The organism is Rhizobium sp. NXC14 (assembly GCF_002117485.1).
Taxonomy (GTDB): Bacteria; Pseudomonadota; Alphaproteobacteria; order Rhizobiales; family Rhizobiaceae; genus Rhizobium.
This window is the reverse complement of the sequence record NZ_CP021031.1, coordinates 122429-144761: the sequence shown is the minus strand read 5'-3', so window position 1 is coordinate 144761 and position 22333 is coordinate 122429. Positions and strand designations below refer to the sequence as shown.

At 57.9% G+C, this 22333-nt stretch carries 13 protein-coding genes and 6 pseudogenes; 10 read left to right on the top strand and 9 right to left on the bottom strand.

Annotated features, from left to right (window positions below; genetic code table 11):
* Window positions 1–427 precede the first annotated feature (427 nt).
* The 3 genes and pseudogenes from NXC14_RS33520 to NXC14_RS22525 form a co-directional block, all read left to right on the top strand.
* Window positions 428–754 (top strand): annotated as a pseudogene (locus NXC14_RS33520) (sarcosine oxidase subunit alpha); the annotation flags it as partial.
* Between the two features lie 285 nt (window positions 755–1039).
* Window positions 1040–1871, top strand: a pseudogene (locus tag NXC14_RS32590) (tetrahydrofolate dehydrogenase/cyclohydrolase catalytic domain-containing protein).
* 156 nt (window positions 1872–2027) lie between these two features.
* The gene (locus tag NXC14_RS22525) at window positions 2028–2474 is read left to right on the top strand and encodes a lipocalin-like domain-containing protein (RefSeq protein ID WP_085780336.1); all 447 of its coding nucleotides are present in this window, start codon (window positions 2028–2030) and stop codon (window positions 2472–2474) included.
* 62 nt (window positions 2475–2536) lie between these two features.
* Here NXC14_RS22525 and NXC14_RS32585 read toward each other — a convergent pair.
* From NXC14_RS32585 to NXC14_RS22495, 6 genes and pseudogenes are all read right to left on the bottom strand, one after another.
* Window positions 2537–2856: pseudogene (locus NXC14_RS32585) on the bottom strand (type IV secretory system conjugative DNA transfer family protein); the annotation flags it as partial.
* A 354-nt stretch (window positions 2857–3210) separates the two neighbouring features.
* Window positions 3211–4848 carry an ABC transporter ATP-binding protein gene (locus NXC14_RS22515; protein WP_085780335.1) on the bottom strand — a complete coding sequence of 546 codons (1638 nt, stop codon included), beginning with the start codon at window positions 4846–4848 and terminating at the stop codon, window positions 3211–3213.
* Window positions 4845–5993 (bottom strand): ABC transporter permease, encoded by a 1149-nt coding sequence (locus NXC14_RS22510; protein ID WP_011423571.1) that lies wholly within the window; start codon window positions 5991–5993, stop codon window positions 4845–4847. Before NXC14_RS22510 ends, NXC14_RS22515 begins: the two co-directional genes overlap by 4 nt.
* Window positions 5993–7081 carry a microcin C ABC transporter permease YejB gene (locus NXC14_RS22505; RefSeq protein ID WP_085780334.1) on the bottom strand — a complete coding sequence of 363 codons (1089 nt, stop codon included), beginning with the start codon at window positions 7079–7081 and terminating at the stop codon, window positions 5993–5995. Before NXC14_RS22505 ends, NXC14_RS22510 begins: the two co-directional genes overlap by 1 nt.
* 46 nt (window positions 7082–7127) lie before the next feature.
* Window positions 7128–9302: an ABC transporter substrate-binding protein gene (locus NXC14_RS22500; RefSeq protein WP_198175559.1), complete on the bottom strand. Its 2175-nt coding sequence runs from the start codon at window positions 9300–9302 to the stop codon at window positions 7128–7130.
* Window positions 9303–9359: 57 nt separating this feature from the next.
* Complete coding sequence (locus NXC14_RS22495; RefSeq protein ID WP_085780332.1) at window positions 9360–9545, bottom strand: hypothetical protein; 186 nt, start codon at window positions 9543–9545, stop codon at window positions 9360–9362.
* 698 nt (window positions 9546–10243) lie between these two features.
* Between NXC14_RS22495 and NXC14_RS22485 the strand changes: the two genes are divergently transcribed.
* Entirely contained in the window at window positions 10244–10447 is a 204-nt protein-coding gene (locus NXC14_RS22485) for a hypothetical protein (protein ID WP_198175558.1), read from the top strand.
* 541 nt (window positions 10448–10988) lie between these two features.
* On the opposite strand, the gene NXC14_RS22480 is transcribed toward NXC14_RS22485, so the two are convergent.
* Entirely contained in the window at window positions 10989–11633 is a 645-nt protein-coding gene (locus NXC14_RS22480) for a calcium-binding protein (protein ID WP_085780330.1), read from the bottom strand.
* 850 nt (window positions 11634–12483) lie between these two features.
* On the bottom strand, window positions 12484–13203 hold the full coding sequence (locus NXC14_RS22475) for a hypothetical protein (protein ID WP_085780329.1): 720 nt from the start codon (window positions 13201–13203) through the stop codon (window positions 12484–12486).
* Between the two features lie 434 nt (window positions 13204–13637).
* On the opposite strand from NXC14_RS22475, the gene glmS reads away from it, so the two are divergent.
* The 4 genes and pseudogenes from glmS to NXC14_RS22455 all read left to right on the top strand — a co-directional run.
* On the top strand, window positions 13638–15464 hold the full coding sequence (gene glmS / locus NXC14_RS22470) for a glutamine--fructose-6-phosphate transaminase (isomerizing) (protein WP_085780328.1): 1827 nt from the start codon (window positions 13638–13640) through the stop codon (window positions 15462–15464).
* A 71-nt stretch (window positions 15465–15535) separates the two neighbouring features.
* Window positions 15536–16065, top strand: a pseudogene (gene msuE / locus NXC14_RS22465) (FMN reductase).
* A gap of 271 nt (window positions 16066–16336) precedes the next feature.
* Entirely contained in the window at window positions 16337–17410 is a 1074-nt protein-coding gene (locus tag NXC14_RS22460; protein ID WP_085780327.1) for an efflux RND transporter periplasmic adaptor subunit, read from the top strand.
* Window positions 17410–17697, top strand: a pseudogene (locus NXC14_RS22455) (efflux RND transporter permease subunit); the annotation flags it as partial. The gene NXC14_RS22460 and the pseudogene NXC14_RS22455, both read left to right, overlap by 1 nt.
* A gap of 1045 nt (window positions 17698–18742) precedes the next feature.
* Here NXC14_RS22455 and NXC14_RS22445 read toward each other — a convergent pair.
* Entirely contained in the window at window positions 18743–19705 is a 963-nt protein-coding gene (locus NXC14_RS22445) for a hypothetical protein (RefSeq protein ID WP_085780325.1), read from the bottom strand.
* Window positions 19706–20609: 904 nt separating this feature from the next.
* Between NXC14_RS22445 and NXC14_RS22440 the strand changes: the two genes are divergently transcribed.
* Entirely contained in the window at window positions 20610–21062 is a 453-nt protein-coding gene (locus NXC14_RS22440) for a transposase (protein ID WP_157131467.1), read from the top strand.
* Window positions 21025–22314: pseudogene (locus tag NXC14_RS22435) on the top strand (IS66 family transposase); the annotation flags it as partial. The gene NXC14_RS22440 and the pseudogene NXC14_RS22435, both read left to right, overlap by 38 nt.
* Window positions 22315–22333: the final 19 nt, after the last annotated feature.

Genomic DNA, 22333 nt, shown 5'->3' with positions numbered 1-22333 from the left:
CGGCATAAGCCGAAACAGAGCACGCGGCGTTGCGGGTACCCGACGACCAGGGGCCTCGACCCTGCCGGAAGTGCCCATTCGACGACAGGCTTGGCCGCAAGCGCGGCCGACGGCGCCCAGCGCGCAGCCGAACTGCTCGCCGGACAGGCTTGAAGGCAACCGCGGTCGACTTCGGGCCTATAGAAGGAGACATTGGCGCGCCTCTAGCAAAGCCGCTGTGGAACATTCCTGGCGTCAAGGGCAAAGCTTTCGTCGATTGTCAGAACGACGCTCACGAACGGGAAGGAAGAACGGCGCCCAGTTCGTTGAGACCGGACTTTGGTAGCGCTCGTCCTGACTCCCGCCCTGCGGCGAAAGCGGCTGGCGGGAGAGCGTGGACCGGAAAGTGCTGAACGTTAGCAAGAATGCCGGCCTTTGTGACGTCTCGATGCACGGCAAGATCGAGATCTGCGGGAAGGACGGGGGCGAGTTCCTCAACCGCGTCTACTGCAATGCTTGAAGCTGCCAGTCGGCAGGGCTCGCTATGGTCTGATGCTGCGCGAAGAACGGCATGATCTACGATGACGGCACAACCAGCCGCCTGTCGGATGATCACTTTTTCATGACGACCACAACAGCCTATGCGGCAGGCGTGATGAACCACCTTGAATTCTGCTCGCAGACGCTGTGGCCGGATCTTGACGTGCGGCTGGCATCGGCGACTGATCAGTGGGCGCAGATGGCGATCGCGGGCCCTAAGGCGCGGTTGATCCTGCAGTCGATCGTCGATGAGGATATTTCGAACGAGGCGTTTCCATTTCTCCGCGGCGATAGAAGTCTCACTGTTCGGCGGCCAGCTCCGCGGTCGGGCTCCACCGCCTGCCTGATTGGTCACATCTCGCGGATCTCGAATGATACATTCGAAACTTATCGTTCTACGCGGTTTCACAGAAAGCCTTTGGGACGACCTGGCACAGATGGGCGTCGAGTTTCCAACGCTAGCCATTGGGAGACACGCATGACGACAGTGATTAATGGCAACTAGGTCGCCGGTGCGGTAATCGAAACGGTCAAGGTGGCAGCCACTTCTTTGGAAAAACAAAGCGGTGTCAAAACCGGTCTTGCGGTTGTAATCGTCGCCAACGATCCTGCAAGCCGCACCTATGTCAATTCCAAGAGCAAAATGGCCGGGGAATGCGGTTTCAAGTCGGTGCAGCATACGCCGCCTGCCGAGACGACGCAGGAAGAGTTCGCTGCACTCATGTAGCAACGCTCAACGCCGACCCCTCCATTCACGGCATTCTCGTACAACTGCCGCTGCCGAAGCCGTTGAACAGCGAGCCCATCATCCAGTCGATCCTGTCGGAAAAGGCCGTCGATGGTCTGCATGTTGTCAACGCCGGCAAGCTTGCGTCCGGCGATCTCGAAGCCGGCCTGGTGTCCTGCACGCCAGCGGGGCGATGGTTTTCGTACGCCGCACGCATGGGGAGAACCTGTCGGGCATAAACGCCGTGGTCATCGGCCGTTCTTCGCGCACCAGGAACCTGTCGGCCGTCTGCCACAGGGCAGATATCCTTGTTGCCGCGCCGTCGGCCACCCGGAGATGGTCAAGGCGGATTGGGTCAAGCCCGGGGCAACGGTCATCGACGTTGCTATCAACCGCGCTGCAGCCCCGAAGAAGGGCCATGGAAAGACACGTCTCGTCTGTAATGTGGCATTTGCCGGGGCCCCGAAGGTCGCTGCGGTCATCACGCCTGTTCGAGGTGCGGTTGACCCAAATGACCATCGCCATGCTGATGGCGAACACGATGATTGCCGCCCGCAGAGCGTGCCACTATGTGCAACCGCGCATTTGCGGACTGTGGCAATCAGAGTCTAATCGTTCTTGCTAGGATCAGCAGATGCACCTCGGTCGTCGTCGGGGGCATATTCGATTGGCATGGCGGCAGATGAATTTGATATCGGGTAACGCAAGAAAAGCGATCTAGGATGACCGAGCAACTGACCATGGAGCGTTATTACAGCGCCAGATCCACGGGAGCTTCACAATGGTCACACATCCTAATGTACACCCTGCTTTAGTTGATACCCAAACGCTCACCGGCTCATGGAAGCTTACACGGTGGGTGATGGAAGACATGGACACAAGGGAACAAAAGGCCTCCCCGTTCGGGGAGCGCCCCGACGGCTATGTCTTCTTCTCATCATCGAATCGCATGTTCGTTCTCATCTCCGCCGAAAACCGCAAGCCGGCCGAGGGTGCGGACGAGCAGAGTGCCGCCTTCCGAAGCTTGTATACATACTCCGGTAAATATCGGCTGGAGAGTGATCGTTTCATCACGAAAATTGACATTGCGGGCGACCAGAACTGGGTGGGCTCCGAACAGCAACGGAGCTATCGCATCAACGGTGACACCCTGATCATTGAAAGCGCTCCGTCTACGCAGGCCGGGAAGATGGTGCGCGGTATCTTGGAATGGGAAAGAGAGCCTTAAGTCAAGAGTAACCGGCGCCTGTTCTTCCAGCGGTCATAACCACGTCGCCTAGTGCGGATTGGCTAACGCAAGATGATGACCAATGATGAGCCTGTGAGTCTTGGAAGATGCGAGCAAACCGCATGATCGCCACTACTGTCAGTGGAGAGAACTCCGCCGAGGTTTCCCGCCTCGCTGTGAAACCTGCTCGTCCAAACACAGGCCTTAATGTCGTCACGCTGGAACCAGATCGCGCGCCCGCATCTGAGCGGTATATTGCCAGCGGCGAACACGATCTGCTCGTCAGCTCGTATACCAACCACCTGTGCGGCTCGATCAACCGCTGCGCCGCCTGCTGTTTCATTCGCGTACGCGCGGATCCTTTTGCTTGGAAATTGCGGCTCGCCAACAGAAGCGCGCGTTTATCAGGAGAAACGATTCATCAACGCAACATGGAATGATCAATGCACTCGACCGCCACCGAGGCCGCTCTTGGCTGGCAGGATCAACGGAATGGAGTGGTCACCATCGGAACAAGGTTTCCATCTATTTCTCAGCCATGGCGGCGGTCCCTAGCGGTACAAAAGGGTCGGCTGTCAACCCATTCGACCTCATCCTTCGCCAAGGGTTCGTGGCGCAATATATATTGCGCTCCCATTGCCAGAGCTATTCGCGGAGACGCGGCAGGTATGATTGCGGAGCAACAGTGTTAGTGGCGAACTTCGGATCATGGGCGGACGAACTGACATGATCTTCTTTACTGCTGCACGGCGGGCGTCGGCACCGCCTCGATGTTGAACGCGGCTGCCATCAGCGCCTTGGTGTAATCGTCCTTGGGCGCGCGGAAGATTTCCGCGGAGGGACCTTGCTCCACCACCTTGCCGAACCGCATGACGATGACGTCGTTGGCGAGCGCCTTCACCACCTTCAGGTCGTGGCTGATGAAGAGATAGGCGAGGTCGTGTTTCTTTTGCAGATCGCGCAGGAGGTCGACGACCTGGGCCTGCACGCTCATGTCGAGCGCGGATGTCGGCTCGTCGAGCATGACGAAACGCGGCTTCAGCACCATGGCGCGAGCTATGGCGATGCGCTGGCGCTGGCCGCCTGAAAACTCGTGCGGATAGCGCCAGCGGGTCAGGGGATCGAGGCCCACCTCCTCCAGCGCCCAGCAGACACGCTGGTCGCGCTCCTCGGCGCTCAAGGCGCGCTCATGCACTTTCAGCCCTTCGGCAATGATATCGCCGACCGACATGCGCGGGCTGAGCGAACCGTAGGGGTCCTGGAAGACGATCTGCAGCTGGTTGCGTAACGGCCGCATTTCGCTGAAAGAATAACCGGCTATATCTTTGCCGAAAAAGGCAATCCGTCCCTGCGACGAGATCAGACGGGTGAGGGCAAGCCCGAGCGTGGTCTTGCCCGAACCGGATTCGCCGACGACTCCGAGCGTCTGTCCGGCGCGCAGCGAAAGATCGATGCCGTCGACCGCCTTCACATGATCGACGACGCGGCGCATCAGCCCCGCCTTGATCGGGAACCAGACGCGGATATCCGAGCCTTCCATCACCACCGGCTTCGACGGATCGGCAAGCGGCGGCTCGCCGCGCGGTTCGGAAGCGAAAAGATGGCGGGTATAGTCGTGCTTCGGATTGGCGAAGACCTCCTCGACCGTCCCGGTTTCGACGATCCGGCCCTTGGTCATGACGCAGACGCGGTCGGCGAATTTGCGCACGATGCCGAGATCGTGGGTGATGAACAGCAGCGACATGCCGTGCGCCGTCTTCAACTGCCGGAGAAGCTCTAGAATCTGCGCCTGTACGGTGACGTCGAGCGCTGTTGTCGGTTCGTCGGCGATCAGCAGTTCCGGCCGGTTGGCGAGCGCCATGGCGATCATGACGCGCTGGCGCTGACCGCCGGAGAGTTCGTGCGGATAGGCCTTCAACCGCTTCTCAGGCTCGCGGATGCCGACCTGGTTCAACAGTTCCAGCACGCGCATCCGCGCCGACTGGCCGGTGAGCCCCTGGTGCAGGGCGAGGATCTCGGCGATCTGCTTCTCGATCGTATGAAGCGGATTGAGCGAGGTCATCGGCTCCTGGAAGATCATGGTGATGTCATTGCCGCGCACCTCGCGCAGCGCCCGCTCCGATGCCTTCAAGAGATCCTTGCCCTTGAACAGGATTTCCCCGGAGGGGTGGCTTGCCGAGGGATAAGGCAGAAGGCGCAGGATCGAGTTGGCCGAGACCGATTTGCCGGAGCCGGATTCGCCGACGAGCGCTACGACCTCGCCTTTGGCGATATCGAACGAGATCCGATCGACGGCAAGCGAGGTTTCGCCGCCCTGATGAAAGGCAACCGAGAGATCGCGGACGGAAAGGAGCGGTTCTGTCATGTCACTCATTGAAACGTCTTCCTCGGATCGAAGGCGTCGCGCACGGCTTCGCCGATGAAGATCAAAAGAGAAAGCATGATCGACATGGTGAAGAAGGCCGTCAGCCCGAGCCAAGGCGCCTGCAGGTTGGTCTTGCCCTGGGCGATCATTTCGCCGAGCGAAGGGGAGCCGGGCGGCATGCCGAAGCCGAGGAAATCGAGCGAGGTCAGCGTCGTGATCGAGCCTGAGAGAATGAAGGGCAGAAAGGTGAGCGTCGCCACCATGGCGTTCGGCAGCAGGTGGCGCCACATGATGGTGCGGTTGTTGACGCCGAGCGCACGGGCGGCGCGGACATATTCGAAATTGCGGGCGCGCAGGAACTCTGCGCGCACGACGCCGACAAAGCTGACCCAGGAGAAGAGCAGCATGATTCCGAGCAGCACGAAGAAGCCGGGCGGCAGGATCGCGGCGATAATGAGCAGGATATAAAGCACAGGCATCGACGACCATATTTCGATGAAGCGCTGCAGCAAGAGATCGGTCAGGCCGCCGAAATAGCCCTGCACCGCCCCTGCCGTGACGCCGATGATCGCCGAGCAGATGGTCAACGCCAGGCCGAACAGCACCGATATGCGGAAGCCGTAGATAACGCGCGCCAGCACGTCACGCGCTTGGTCATCGGTGCCGAGCCAGTTGAGATTGCCGAGCGTGCAGCCGGGATCGTTCGCGCCTTGCGGATAACCTGAGCAACGCTCCTCCTTGGTCATCAGCCAGAAGGGGGGAGTCGGAGCCGAATGCGGAATGTTCGAGTTGACCGAGCGGTAGGAATAATGGATCGGCGGCCAGATCATCCAGCCATTGGCATTGATCTCATCTGCTATCACCGAGGAGCGGTAGTCGGTTTCGGCGAGAAAGCCGCCGAATTTCTCCTCGGGATAGTCGATCAACACCGGAAACAGGATCTCGCCCTTATAGGAGGCGATGATCGGCCGGTCGTTGGCGAGGAATTCCGCGAAAAGGCTGAGCACGAACAGCAGCAGGAAAAGCCACAGCGACCAGTAGCCGCGGCCGTTCGCCCGGAAATTCTTCCACCGACGGATATTGGTCGGCGACAGCAGCCCCTTGCGCGGCGGTTTGACCGGGGTTGCGGTGGCAGGGTTTGCGGCGGCGTCCATCAGACATCCCTCCGCTCGAAATCGATGCGCGGATCGATCCAGGTATAGATCAGGTCTGAGATCAGGCTGACGAAAAGACCGAGTAGCGAGAAGATATAGAGTGTCGCGAAGACGATCGGATAATCGCGGTTGACCACCGAGAGATAGCCGAGGCGGCCGAGGCCATCGAGCGAAAAGATGTTCTCGATCAGCAGCGAGCCAGTGAAGAAAGCGGAGATGAAGGCACCGGGAAAACCGGCGATGATGATCAGCATGGCGTTGCGGAAAACATGGCCGTAAAGCACCTGCCGCTCATTCAGACCCTTGGCGCGGGCGGTGACGACATATTGCTTCTTGATCTCCTCGATGAAGGAATTCTTGGTCAAGAGCGTCGTCGTAGCAAAGGCGGCTAGCGAAAGCGAGATCAGCGGCAGAGTGAGGTGCCAGAAATAGTCGAGCGGCTTCTGCCACCAGGCGAGCTGGTCGAAATTGTCGGAAACGAGGCCGCGCAACGGAAACCAGTCGTAGAAGGAGCCGCCGGCGAAAAGCACGATCAGCAGGATGCCGAAGAGGAAGCTCGGAACGGCATAGCCGACGACGATGACGCCCGAGGTCCAGACATCGAAGGTCGATCCGTCCTTGACCGCCTTGCGGATGCCGAGCGGAATGGAAATCGCATAGGAGAAGATCAGGATCCAGATGCCGAGCGAGATCGACACCGGCAGCTTCTCCTTGATGAGGTCGAGCACCGAGGTGTTGCGGAAGAAGCTCTCACCGAAATCGAAGCGGATGTAGTTCCACATCATCTCGCCGAAACGCGTCAGCGGCGGCTTGTCGAAACCGAATTGTTTTTCGAGCTTGGCGATCAGCTCCGGATCGAGCCCCTGGGCGCCGCGATATTTCGAGTTTTCTTCGCCGCCTCCTGCGCCGAGAAGATCCCCGCCACCGGACAGGCGCTGATCGGCGCTGTCGGCTTGGCCGGTCAGCTGGGCGATCACCTGCTCGACCGGACCACCCGGGGCGAATTGAACCACGACGAAGGAAATCGCCATAATGCCGACGATGGTCGGGATCATCAAAAGCAGGCGGCGAATGATATAGGCGCCCATCAGCCTTCAGCCTCCGGAGCCCACAGCCCCTGCATTGCAAGCCTGCTCATTTCGCGGTGGTGGACCACCAGGCATCAGGGAAGCCGAGGCTATAGGTCGGAAACTCCGCCGGATGCGTGATCGTGTTCCAGTAAGCGATCGATTGCTTGTCGCGATAATACAGTGGCACGACATAGTTCCCCGCCAAGAGCACTCGGTCCATAGCCTTGATCGCGGCGACCTGTTCATCGCGGTTGGGCGCGAAGATGATCATGCGAATAAGCTCATCGACGGCCGGGTTGGCGATGCCGGCATAATTGCGAGAGCCTTGCTGGTTGGCCGAGCCGGACCCCCAAAACATGGCCTGCTCGTTGCCGGGATTAATCGTCTCAACCCAGGTATTCCAGATCATGTCGTAGTCGAAGCTACGCACTCGGTTTGTATATTGCGAGGCATCCACAGTCCGAACCCGAGCATCTATCCCGATTTTCTTCAGGTTGTTGGCATAGGGCACCGCCCAGCGCTCCAACGTGGGGCTCGACAACAGGATCTCGAAATTCATTGGCTGGCCAGTTTTGGTGTTGACCATCCGGTTATTCTTGAGTTCCCACCCGGCTTCTTTCAACAATGAGATCGCGGTGCGGAGGTTTTCGCGACTTTTCTGCGGATCACCACCGACCGGATTGGAATAAGGAGTGGTGAAGACCTCCGGCGGAACCTTGTCCTTCAGGCCCTGCAATATTTCAAGTTCCCGCCCCTGAGGCAATCCGGAGGAGGCGAGGTCGGTGTTCCAGAAATAGCTGTTGATGCGCTGGTAGCTGTTGAGAGCAAGCGAGCGGTTCAACTCCTCAAAATCGAAACCGTAATTCAACGCCTTGCGAACCCTGATGTCCTTGAACAAGTCGCGCCGCATGTTGGGTACTAGAGCCTGCATGACGCCCTTTGCGCGCACTGGGTTGGCGACGTCCTCTTTCGTCACGCGCCCGTCCTTGACGGCGGGGAAATCATATCCGGTTGCCCAGCGGGCAGCGGCCGTCTCCTGCCAATAGTCGCTGTTACCGGCCCTAAAAGCCTCGAACTGCACGTCCCGGTCAGCGAAATAGGTGTAAGTGATCGAGCCAAAATTGTTCTGCCCGACATTCACGTTGAGGTCCTTGCCCCAATAGTCGTCGCGCAATTCGTAGCGGATCGTTGCGCCGGGCGAGAAGGAAGCGATTTTATAAGGACCCGAACCCATCACGGGCTCGAGCGTCGTCTTGGAAATATCGCGCGGCTTGCCGTCCGGCCCCGCACCCTCCCACCAATTCTTCGGAAGGACCATCAGCTGTCCAAGAATATTGGGAAGCTCCTTATTGTTCTTCTCGTCGAAGATGAAGGTCACGTCGCGTTCGCCCGTCTTCACGGCCTTAACGACATGCTTGTAGTAGTTGGACAGGAGCGGATTGAGCTCCTTCGATCGGTCGAAACTGAAAACGACGTCCTCCGGCGTCACCGAGCTTCCGTCGGCCCACTGGGCCTCCTTGCGCAGCCGGAACGTCGCTCGCGATACGTCCTCGGGAAAGGAAACGCCTTCTGCCAGCAGCCCATAGGAGGAGAGCAGCTCGTCATCAGGCGATTTCATAAGTGTTTCAAAAGGCAGGGTCAGGCCAACCGCCTTTACCCCCTTCGAAAGCAACGGGTTGAAGGTATCGTAGGTACCGGAGGCGGAAAGGCGCAGATTGCCGCCCTTAGGCGCCTCGGGATTGATGTAGTCGAAATGCTTGAAGCCCGGCTTGTATTTCAGCTCGCTGATGACGGAACTGCCGATCTGGAAATTTGGCTCCTGGGCTTTGACAGGCAGCGCCGGCGCGCTCAGCACCACAAGAGCGGCAACCAGACTTGTCCTCGACCTGATAAACCCTATTCGCCATCCCATATTATTTCGGTTCGGGCGAGAATAAGGGAAATAGAGGCGCAAACCACGGTGCACCTGGCCGATAAACGTGAGATTGAGTTTCTCCTGTGGATCGATCAGCGTACCCCCTCCCTGTGCGGCACCGACGATGCCTTCCTGGGCGAGGTTTGTAAGGGGACTGCGGAGCGTATGGCGGTTGACGAAAAATTGCTCTGCAGATGCCATTTCCCACGGCACCATGTCGGTCTCGTCATAAGCGCCGCCTGTGATCGCTTCGCGGATGCTATCCGCTATCTGACGCCAAAGCGCCACCCCCGTCTGCCTCTGAGCTCGCTTCACTTCAGCCATCATAAACCCTCTACCTGCACTAAAACGCGAAGAACCCGAAATTGTCGATCTTAAGTTCTAAGTTCTATACTTCTGTTCAAAGCGACCGGGCACAGCCTGCCATCCCTTGCGCGGGGCCGCAGCATCCGCCAACTTGATGACGCCGTGATAAAGTGCTTGCGGTACATCGATCAAATCGATTGCTTGGATGGGGTCCATCCATTCAATGAGTGATAGCTCAGCTTGCGACGTGCCGATTTCCATTCCTAGGGCACCGTCTTGAATGGAGTGGCGCCGAAGACAACACCCGTCATCGAGGCCAGCAGGAACGGTACGAGAATAAGTTTCTTCACGATAATCTCCAATTCCAATGAACGATTAGCGGCTGTAGGCGGCAGTGAAGGAGGCCTTGCCGAGCAACTTGTCGCCAAGGCCCTTGTTCAGCACGAAACCATGCAGCGCCGCCGTGCCCGTTTTCGGAACGCCGGCGGCCGTGTCGATGTCCTCGACGGACCGGAGCCAACTGGGCGCGCGCCTTTCGCGTTCGTGAGGTGATCTTGCGATGATGCCAGCTATCGAGCAGCATCAACGGTCCTATAATGGAACCAGCCCGAAACGAAATCTCACCGCCATTCGGACCCCGGAGAATAGCCGAAAGTCCAACGTGGCTCCTGGCCTGGGAGGGGCATCAACGCCTGTCATCAGGTTCACTCGGCTGTTGTCGATCCCTGCTCGACGACAGCCGTTTCCCCCGCGGCTTTCTATACCGGTCGTGCCGCAGCTCGGCTTAGCGCCCATCCTCGTCGCCGGCCACGGGGTAAATCTCTAGTGGCTATTCTTCATCCCAACGCTTCGCGCTCCATAGCGAAAGTCGTAAACATGCGCAGCCGCGGTCGGGAGCGAGGCCACGTGGTAACGACGCGAGACCTCCATGAATTCTTATAAATTGCTTGGAGAGGATGATGGCGAACACATTGCCCCTTTGCCCCCTGCAAATGAACTCGCTCCGGTGGCTGAAACAGGGCCGCACGCTTGAAGAGGTTGCCGTAATCGAGGGCCTAAGTATCGGTGACATAGAGCGTTGTTTGGCCGATGCATTGGTGCTGCTCGGAGTGGCGTCGATCGAGGAAGCCATTCTCAAGATCGAACACAGTCAATCGGAGTAAGCATAATATGCAGCTCCTAACCTGCTAAGCCCCCTGCATCACCTGCAGGCGGCTTGAACCTGCCAGCGTTCGGAGGCTAATCAAGCGTTCGTTCGAGGCAACTCACAGTGAGCAAAAATTGCTGTAACCGCCTGGGATTCTCAGTTGCGGTCGGAGCCTGGCCGCCCGGGCGATGACGCCTGGCTGCTGGCCCGCCCCGCTTCGATAAAAGCGCAACCGCCTCCCCCACGACAACGTGACATCGCCTATGCACCGGCCGCGCTGGACGATCACGAGAACCTCAATGGTGCCATGTGCCGCAAGGAAGCCGGTACCCTGTCGCAGTCATTGACGCTGCGACGGGTGCGTCGGCTGCTGAAGCGGATACGAGCTGGAGGCGCAGCGGCAACTGGGCACAAGACGATAGGCCGACCGTCGAACAACCGGATCATGCAAAGGATTTTGGCGGCCTACCCGCGGTTTCCCGACGCGGGAACATGAACAAGCGGAAGCGACGCAGCAACTGGAGGCTTGGCGCGCGAACCCGCCAGGCCTCCTGCGATCAGACAAAGGTGAAGTCGGAGGGGGCAAGGTACATGTTAGTCAGGTCTGAGACGCTATCTACCTCCGCCAAGTGAGCGAAGACATCCACGTGATCAGGCGAAGTAACATACGCTAACTCGACGGTCCTGGTATCGGCGTTGTGGTAGACGATGATGTCGCCGCCCCTCTCTCCGGATATAGCGCTCGTTGCGTCAGACCCGCTGGCGAAACTCTGGTCTGTGATTACCACGACGTGTTCACCGCTCGCACCCGAGGCATTGCCCTCATAGAAGGTATCAACGGTGGAACCCGCCTGAGGGTCGCCGTGATTGATAAAGTTCGCACCACTATTATCGTTGCCTAGTCCCTTCGCATCGAAAGCGACAGTATCTTGAGCCGGATTAAAATCCCCGATCGTCAGTACCGGGATCGGCTCAAAATTAGCCCCCCAGTGTATAGGGCCCGTCGGATAGTGAGAATGGAAAACGAACGTGTCGGAGCCTTCATGTCCTGCCACGAAGAATGTGCCTGCTTCACCATCGAGATCCTCGTCGTACGGCCTGCCGGAGAGACCTTCATCGCCATGATCGCCGCCCGGACCACCGATTATATCGTTACCATTGGGGCCCTCGATGATATCATTGGATTCTGTTTCCAAATACATGCTTCTAAAGCTCCTAATGTTACGAGGTTTGGTTATTACGGGACTCCCCATAACTGCGACCACCCACTCTGTGAAATTCTTTGTTTGAATACAAAGCATTGACGTTACGGATGATTAAGCGCACATCAAGAACAACGTGGGACCTCCCTTGGTGCGTGATCCGATTCTACGGCTGGTTCTCAAATCGGGTTTGTCACGTTGGCACGATTTGTCGTCACGTCGTGAATTGGCTCTTTGAATGCGGATGGTTGTTAAGCGTCTTGCTTCCACGCCGGGTTACCGTCTTTCCGAGGCCGTTGAGTGTGCGGTCGGGCACTTCGACGTGGCCACGGCGTACCACTTGGCCACCGGTCGACTGACAAGGTTACCGCCACCGTCCCTCACGGGACATCGGGGACCGTATTGATGGGGTTGTGTTCTCTATTTCGGCGTGGTGAGGTCAAGCACCTTTCTACTGTCCGTAGCTGCGGTTATTGATGTCTTCGCAGTATCGCGCTTGTCTCCGGATCGACTGTGCGGCCCTCACACTATGGGACCAGAAGAATGAGGCGGACCAATCTAATCGGCGACCTGACCGCAATAAACGACCGTACCAAACTACCACGCGAACTCACCCCATCTGTCGTCCTACGAGGGACATCTTTCCACCGCCGTGACGCTGCCGAAGACCGAGAAGGAGCGAACCAACGTCAAGCGGATCGCCATCGACCACACCGAATAGTACCGACCGCTACAAGCGCGCCGGTACAAACGCCCCCGACGAGCTTCGGCAACGGCGACGCTGTCTTACGGTCGCGATCGACAATACCGTCCCGGGCGCTGCGCTTTTGGTCGTAGCGCCAATGGGCAGCTAGTGGGCAAGCAGAGGTGGAGCAGGGAAGTCCAATACATTGCTCGTATAGCTTTCGACCAGCGCACTGAACGGAGTGCCGTCCTGAAGCTTCAGCACTGCATGATGTTCGAGAAGAAAGGGCGGTAGTACAAGAGATGATCCCGTTGCGGGTGTCGGTAGCTCCTTTTCTACGTCCCATCCTTCTGGAAGAGGCGACCACAGCAAATTGGAAGATAGATTTGTGCGGGTGAAATTAAGAGATTGGACGGCTCTGCCAAAGGCGACGTCGCTCGTATTCAACGCTTTATTCATGTCCATTGTCAGCCTTGCCGGAACATACCAATTGTCGGCCTCAGAAAGGACGCGATTGCCGCAAACGAGGCGGACATGTCGATAGGCGATGGGCTCGTCGGGGCCGACCGCCAGAAGTTCTCGGATGCGCCTATCGACGGGCTTGTTTCGCCCGCGAACCCGCTGTGCAACGATCTTAGAACCTTGCGGTGCGAGCTTGTGTCCGGCACACCAACGATCGAGTGTCAAAGTGGCGCTAGCATTACTCAGGAGATTTGCATTCAAGGTCTGGAGAATCGCAAGTGCCTCAATCCGTGCCGTTGGCGTGTTAGGCCATTGCACCGTGGTGAACGATTCCTGCGCCGATATGTTATGCGCGGTCAGCATGATCGTAGCAGCAGGTGCAAATGCGATAACCCGTATAAACTTCCAACAGTAAATTGACACGAAAAGTCATCCTTTGTGGCGAGTTTTCCTGAGCGTTGAGACGATATTTATTGTCAGGGAGGCTTTCCCACAAGCCCCGCTCCAAGGGGACTCTTAGAAGGCGGTGTGAGCGGACGCTGGGATGATGCGTGCCGCCGCGGACATAAACCGGCCGGTTTCCCAAGGCAGGAGTAACGTCCGTCATGATGCGCTCAGCAGCCATCATTGGTGCCATGATGATCCATGACGCAAATGGGTGCGATCCAAAGAATCGATTTTTCCAACAAGTCCAGTGCCGTTAGAACGCGCTGAATTTACTTAGCGCGACAGAATGACGGCTCTGCCACGAAGTTCTGACGGAATGATAGCTGGCATGGCGATTAAAGAGTGATTGTAGCTTCGCTCACGGGACTAGGTGAGTGCCTTGTGGCCCATATGCGAAAACCGGAGAGTGTATGTGCGGGATTGTAGGTATTGTCGGCCATCATCCGGTTTCGGACCGGCTGATAGACGCATTGAAACGCCTTGAATATCGTGGCTACGATTCGGCGGGCGTCGCGACGATCGACGGTGGAGCGCTCAATCGCCGGCGCTGTGAGGGCAAGCTCCTCAATCTTGAGGCAAAGCTGAAAGAACAGCCTCTGGCGGGCACAATCGGCATTGCCCATACGCGCTGGGCAACCCATGGCGCGCCGACGGAACGCAATGCCCACCCACATTTTAGCGACGGCATCGCGGTCGTCCACAATGGGATAATCGAGAATTTCGCCGAATTGAAGGATGAGCTGACCGCGGCCGGCGCCGAGTTCCAAACCGACACCGACACGGAGGTCATCGCGCATCTCGTGGCAAGACTTCGCCGGGACGGCATGGGCCGGCGCGAAGCTATGCATGCGATGCTGAAGCGCGTCCGAGGCGCTTACTCGCTGGCTCTGCTCTTCGAGGATGACCCTTCCACTATCATGGCTGCCCGTAATGGCCCGCCGCTCGCGATCGGTCATGGAAGCGGCGAGATGTTCCTTGGGTCGGATGCGATTGCGCTGGCGCCCTTAACCAACGAGATCACCTACCTGATCGACGGCGATTGGGCGGTCATCGACAAGACTGGCGTCCGTATCTTCGATATCGACGGCGAGGTCACCACCCGACCGCGGCAGATCTCGCTGGTGACGGCCCCTATGATCGACAAGGGCAACTATCGCCATTTCATGGAGAAGGAAATTTACGACCAGCCGGAGGCCATCTCCGATACCCTCAGTCATTACATCAACTTCAGCGACAACCCGGTGGTCGCGGTTTGGCGCGACACGGTCTTCGCCAACGTGCAAAGCTTGGCGATCTCCGCCTGCGGCACTGCGTACTTTGCCGGGCTGATCGGCAAATACTGGTTCGAACACTACGCACGTCTGCCGGTCGAAATCGATGTCGCGTCAGAATTTCGGTACCGCGAAATCCCGTTCTCGCCACAGGTGGCAGCTCTCTTCATCTCACAATCGGGCGAGACGGCCGATACACTTGCTTGCCTACGCTATTGCAAGGAGCACGGCTTGAAGACCGGTGCAGTGGTCAACGCGCCCGAATCGACGATAGCACGGGAGTCCGACACTGTGTTCCCGATCTTCGCCGGTCCGGAGATTGGCGTTGCGTCTACGAAGGCCTTTACATGCCAGCTCGCCGTTTTGGCTGCGCTCGCGGTTGCTGCTGGCAGGGCGCGTGGCACCCTTACGGAGAAGGAGGAACAGACACTGGTCGGCCGGCTTGCCGAGGTGCCACGCGTCATGGGGCAGGTGCTCAACAGCATCCGACCTAGGATTGAGCTTCTCTCGCGTGAATTGGCAAAGTGCCGCGCCGTACTCTATCTTGGCCGCGGCACCAGCTTCCCTCTGGCCATGGAAGGCGCCCTGAAACTAAAGGAGATTTCCTATATTCACGCGCAAGGCTATGCTGCCGGCGAACTGAAACACGGTCCGATTGCTCTCATCGACGAGAACATGCCGGTTGTCGTGATCGCACCGCATGACCGCTTTTTCGATAAGACCGTTTCAAACATGCAGGAGGTTGCGGCCCGCGGCGGACGGATCATCTTGATCACCGACGAGAAGGGCGCTAGCGCCTTGAAGCTCGACACGATGCAAACAATCGTTCTTCCAAATGTGGACGAGATCATAGCCCCGATGATCTTCTCGCTGGCGATCCAATTGCTCGCCTATCATACCGCCGTGTTTGCGGGCACTGACGTCGATCAGCCGCGCAACCTGGCGAAATCAGTCACCGTCGAATAGGCCGTCGATTCCGTAAGGGACGAATGACAGAGTGTAAATGACTTGTAACTGCTGAGCATTTGGAGATCAACATGCCGCAAACGAAGATATTTGGCTTCTCGGGCAACATAACACGACCGTCCACGACGCGCACATTCGTCGACCATATCGTCGGGCAATTGGCGATCAAAACGCAAGCGGTGGCGCAGTCCTTCGATGTCGATGACCTTGGACCTTCACTGTTGAAAGCCAAACGGCTAGACGACCTCAGCGCTCAAGCGCGCGGGGTCGTAGACCAGATGCTAGAGGCAGACGTCCTGGTCGTAGGCTCACCCACCTACAAGGGCAGTTACACCGGCCTATTCAAGCACTATTTCGATTTGCTCGATCCAACATCGCTGAGGGGCAAGCCTATCATCATCGCTGCGACGGGCGGGGGCGAGCGACATTCGCTTGTCGTCGAGCATCAGTTGCGCCCTCTGTTCGGGTTCTTTGAAGCGCTTGCGATGCCGACCGCAATCTATGCCACCCGTAATAACTCGCCCATGGAGAGGTGATTTCCGAGGCCATCCGCATGCGTGTAGGCCAGGCTGTCGAGGAAGCAGCGTACGCAATAGGATGACCAGACTCAGCAAACGTCGGCGCAACAGGCACTATTCTCCCACGCGAACCTTACGAGGCGATTTAGCCCTATTCACCGCCTCGCAGCCGACAAAAAACTGCTGCCTTGGATGGCGGAATAGCCCGACATCACTTGTCCCGCCAAGATGTTTTGAATAGTTGAGTTTTGTCACCTTCGAGACCGTCAGGCATTTCAACTTTGCACCACAACAGCCGACATTTTTGACGCCACGGTTGAGCGCGGACACCCGTGAACTGCGAGGAATTGCCATTTGAGAAAACCGTGTATCCTACTCGCTGCCGTTCTTGTCTGTGCAGCACTCCAGTTTCCCTCCGCTAATAGCATGGCTGAACAGGCGGCCGCACCTGCTTTGACCGTTTCTCTGACGGCGCCGGCAATACGAGACTGGCCGGAAACCGTTCCCGCGAGCGGCTGGCTGAAACCGTGGCAGGAAGCAATCGTTGCGTCCGAAACGAGCGGCCTGCGCATCACCGACGTCCTGGTCGATGTCGGCACCGTGGTCACGAAAGGGCAGACGCTCGCCCGGCTTTCGCAGGACAGCGTACTGGCAGACCTTCGCAAACAGGAGGCGGCTGTCGTCTTCGCCAAGGCAAATCTGACAAAGGCCAAGGCAAATGCGGATCTTGCACGCCAGCTTCGTTCATCCGGCGCTCTTTCCGACGAGAAGATCACCGAATATTTCGCCGACGAGCAGATGGCGACGGCAAGCCTGGCATCCGAGGAGGCCGCGCTCGACAGCGAAAAGATCAAGCTTGCGCAGACGACCATCACCGCCGCCGACGATGGCCTCATAATCTCGCGTTCGGGCGATCTCGGCGCAGTCGTCTCCACCGGCACCGAGCTCTTCCGCATGGTGCGCCAGCAGCGCGTCGAATGGCAGGCGGAAGTGTCGGCGCGTTATCTGCCGCGGATTTCGGAGGGTTTGAGCGTTGCGATCAACGGACCGGACGGTCACGCCATTGCCGGCAAGGTGCGGCTGGTCGGCCCCTCGGTCAGCACCGACACCAGCCGTGGGATCGTCTATGTTGCGCTTCCGTCCGAGGTTCGTCCGCGCACCGGCCTTTATGTCACTGGCAATGTCGAGCTGCAGACCACACCGGCGCTCACCGTCCCCGAGACGGCGATCGTGTTCCGGGATTGCATCAGCTACGTCTTTACCGCCGGCCAGGGCAAGCGGGTGCGGCGGGTCCGCGTGGAAACCGGCCGCCGCAACGATGGCGAGGTCGAAATCATCTCCGGCATCGACCGGTCGGCAAAGGTCGTCACGTCGGGCGGTGCATTTCTCTCAGACAATGACCTCGTGAAAATTGCGGAGAAAAACTGATGAATTTCTCCGCCTTCTCGATCCGCAATCCCATACCAGCGATATTGCTGTTTGTGATGTTTGGATTTGGCGAGCTTTGGGCATTCAAACAGCTGGCGGTTCAGTACTTTCCGGACATGGACCTTCCGACCGTCAGCGTTACCGCCACGCACGATGAGGCTGCGCCGACGCAGCTCGAGACGGAGGTTGCCCGCACCATCAAGGATAGCCTCACCTCCTTGAGCCATCTCGATCATATTCTCACAACGATCATCGATGGCACCGTCTCGATCAAGGTATCCTTCAAGTATCCCGGTTATCAGCCTCATCGGATCGAGATTAGAAGCAACAATGTTGACGAGCCTCATTTCGACGTGGAATCGCCTCTGGAGCGGCATCGCAAGAATCGGAACATTGTTCTATCACTTGATAGCGCTTGAAGGGTTCACGTGGTTTGTGGACCCACGAAGCAATAGTCGTGCCAGATGATAAGTACTGTAAATACAATGGGTCGAAATCGCTATGTCGGATTACTAACATTGTCGGACAGAGACATGTCGATGCGCCGCACTGCAATGCGGCTGCGTTGGGTTGGCGAGACACATGGGACGCCTATTGAAGGTACGAAGCAAACAGCCTGACGGGCAAGCTCACCGTTGTCGTCGGCAATAGCGGCAATCTTGCCCAGGTGTTGCAGGTGAATGACACGCTCAGCTCCTTCGCTAAGCCGCGGTTCGGCGGCGTCGGCACACTTCGAGGCCAGGTCTTCCCCTGGGACCTTGAGCTTCGGTGCATTCGGCAAAGGCGCGGTACGTATTCAAAAGCTGCAGGCGCTTCATCGGTGCAGCAACAGCACGACAAAAGGAACGTTGGTATTGTCTCAGCAATTTTCGATAGTGGACCTTCGCTGTCGCCAACGCCTCCGGTAGTTACAAAGAATGTCTGACCCTCTGTTATAACCGTTTCGTAACCGCGCATATTCGCTGGTAATCCTTTGTGTAGGAAAGGCAAATGGTTGGTCGCGCAGCGTCGTTCGCCAACTGCAAACATAGCATGAAGAAAATAGCCGCCGTCGGTGAGCGCTCCTACGGTCGACGGGACCATGGAGAGAGCGATGTTATATGCCAGGACGCTCGCATTCGGAATCTCCCTTAGTTTCCATATTACAAGAGAGGCTTACCATCTGTGGGAACCAATTGTCTCGCAGATCGATGCGCGAGCGGCGCCGCACAAGGCTTCCCTGGTGAAGGCGGGAGGCAGGGCTGCTAGGCTGGCGAGAACCAATCTGCGGCCAGTCAACAACTGGGGCAGGATTTCCTACCCCAGTCCCACTGATTAACGCAGGTCAGCAGACTAGGCGTTGCTCTCGATCAACAGCGGTACGACGTTGGTCGATGGGCGGATGGCTTGAGCCCAGCTGAAACCGCCCCACGACCAGCCATTGTTGATGTCGAAGGCAACTTCCCGATGGGACTTTGCGGTCAGATCGATGAGAATGCTCTGACTATACGCTTTCTCGATTACGGTGCCGGTATTCACCGTATTGGTGGAAAATGTCAACATGACCTTTTGGATCGGTATGATCGCATCTAGGCCATTGCCATAAAGTGGAAAAGCGCAGAGGGGCTGAGCTGTACTGTCGACGACTTCGGAAATCCCGCACGTAACCTGCGTCGTCGTCCGATTTTCGATCGAAATCACTCCTTCCGTGCCGTCGACGACGCTGCCCGTGCCTTGGGGCGTCTCAACTTCCAGCGTTTGACCGAGATCGATCGCGTAAGAGCTCAAGCCCTTGATCTGACCGTTGGGAATGATCGCGGACCTGGATGTGTAAGCCTCGTACTGGACTTCCCAAGACACCTCGGTGTCCAGCCCGAAATCATCGGATTTGAACCAGACGAGCGGCACGCCGCCGCCGGCACTTGTTTGCACTCCCTTGAAGCCAAAAAGGGAATAGTTGCCGCTCGACAGGGCTGCGACGGTATTCTGGCCCATGCTGATGGTTACGCCATAATCCGTGGCGCCAAGTAGGTTACCGATACTCGGCGCAACGGACCTAGCACGGTTCGATGAGGAATGGGCCTCTTCGGCAACGCCATCTACTACCGTCACGGCAGTTCCCTTGTATCCCAATTTCTTTGCGGCATGCTCCAGCGTGCTCGGAGCCATGACGAGGGTCCCGGTTGCATTAACCTTTTTCGAATCGACCTGCGTGTAGGCTAGGACTGCGGGATCGTAGCCGGCCTCTTCGACGATGGCCTTCACGTTGGGCACGGAAAGAGTTCCACCAGTTCTTTCAAAAATATACTGGGTCATCGCAGTGCTCCCTTGGTTCGAGTGCCGAAAAGGAGGCCCCCAAGTTCCAATCATAGCTCGGTTGTGACTGGGGAGCTCCGAAAGCAAACCGCCTGCCTCTCTGATTGAGTGTTCAGACCCCGGTAGTGCCAACTTGCCAATGGCATTCCCGTTTGCTTACGGCGATATCTTGTGCACGGACTGAACAATCCATGCTTCTGATTGCGTCACTCAAATCTTTGAGTGTTACACTATTTGACTGTTGAGGATACGCAATCCGCCATGGTTGCGCCCGCCGCCGAACACTAGACGATGATCATGCGAATGCCCGGCCATTGCATTATTCCGAGAGCGATTGATCTGATCGGACAGCGCCTGGAGCTACGGTTCTTAACCTCGCCATAAAAATGATCGCAAGCGCGCGCGGACCCTATCAGGCGTCTGACGACGCATAGCTACCAATCGCAAGCCAAAGCGTCTATAAGCGCCTGAAGGCCTATCTTGCTCGCTGCGCTCTGGAAGAGGGCGTGTTGCTCAGATTACCGGCCCATGCAGAGATCGCAGGTTCCATGGCGCCAGCCGCGGAGGTTAGCCGCTCGATCTCCGCCTTGAAGTGGGCCAAGATACCGGAAACCGGACGCCAGCGCCTCACCATCCTTCAGCCGAACGCCTTTGCTTTATGAACAATAGACAGCATCGGATTGATCCAGAGCCAAGCGTAATTTCAACCGGCACGCGACATCACCAAAAGACAATCTTGGGATCATCCCCGCGCGTCGTTGGCATCCTCAGCAAGTTTATGCGTTTTGAATTTCTTCCGGAACTCCATAGGACCTTGATCATAAAGTAAGCGCGATTTTCCCCGCACCTTCTGCAATTGAGTGAGCTTTGGCATGAGGTGTCCACCAAAATAGGTGGACACCAAGTGATGGAAGAAGGTCGAAAACTTGCCGTGCGGCTGGTCGGTCGGAATGGGAGACGCCGTTTCGATCAAAGTTCGAAAGACCGCCTTATTGCGGCCTGCCTTGAACCTGGCGCATCGGTATCGAAACTCGCGCGCGAACACGGGGTCAACGCGAACCTCGTTTGGAAATGGATACGGAAGCACACCCAGCCGCTTGCGTCGCCGCCGTCTTCGACATCGTCTTTTATTCCGGTGCAAATCACCGCGGCCAGCGACGAGTTTGAGTTTGGTGAAGAGCTGCCTCGGAAAGCAGAGAGGAACCGGCCGCTGCCCTCTCCAGCGAAGGTGAGCGCGTCACTGCCGAACGGCGTGAAGCTGACGCTGGAATGCGGTGACGTAGATGCATTGACGGCAATCATCGGAGCGCTGGGTCATGCGCGGCCGCAGACCTCTGCCGGAAGACCTGCCGCGTGAGCGTGTCGAATATGACCTTCCCGACGATCAGAAGGCTTGCCCGTGCTGCGATAGTCAAATGCATCGCATGGGCGAGGCCGTTACCGAGCAGCTTCATATTGAAGTCAAGGCAAAGGTCCTGCAGAACGTCCGGTTCAAATATGCCTGCCGCCATTGCGACCGCACCGGCATCAACACACCCGTCGTGATCGCACCGATGCCGACGCAGCCCCTGCCGGGCAGCATCGCTACCGCTTCGACGCTAGCCTTCGCGCTCGTCCACAAATACGTCGATGGCACACCGCTCTACCGCGTGGCGCAGACATTCGAGCGGGCCGGCGTGCCGATCAGCCGCGGCGCTCTCGCTCACTGGGTCATCGGTTCAAGCGAGAAGCATCTGCATCGCATCTATGACGCCCTGAAACTGCGGCTGCGATCGCAGCCTCTCATTCACGGCGATGAGACCACAGTCCAGGTCCTGAAGGAAAAGGACAAGGAGGCCACCAGCACATCGTATATGTGGGCTTATCGCAGTAGCGAGGATAGTGACCAGCCAATCGTACTGCTCGATTATCAGCCCGGCCGAGGCCAGATCCACCCCCAGACCTTCCTCGGTGACTACCGCGGCATATTGGTGAGCGATGGCTACACCGCGTGGCGCACATTGCATGGCGCAACCCATGTCGGATGCATGGCTCATTCACGACGGCGCTTCGTCGAGGCTCTCAAAACCCGGAAGAATGGAGGCGGACCGCCGGAACAGGCACTCCGGTTCTTCGAGCAGCTATACCGGATCGAAAAGCAGGCAAGAGACAAAACCCCGGATGCCGGTGAGACGACGGCTGATTGCATTCGCCGTTTCCGCCAACAGCACAGCTTGCCTGTCCTGAACGCCCTAAAGGCGTGGCTCGACGCCATCGCGCCGAAGGTCGTGCCGGATACCAAGCTCGGCGACGCCGTCGCCTACACCCTGAACCAATGGGATTACCTGACACGCTATACCAGCGACGGCAGGATGCCGATCGATAACAACATTCTGGAACGCGAAATCAGAGTTTTTGCCACCGGAAGAAAATCGTGGCTGTTCAGCGACACCGCCGACGGAGCCAAGGCCAGCGCAGTGATCTACAGTCTGATGCTCACTTGCCGCGCCTGTGGCGTAGACCCGCTTGCCTGGCTGCGCTACGTGCTCACTGAGTTGCCGCAGCGGGACGAAAGGGCCCACATCGTCGACCTGCTGCCGTTCAACTTCGCCAGAACCGAAGCCGCCTGACACAATACGGTTCCAAACG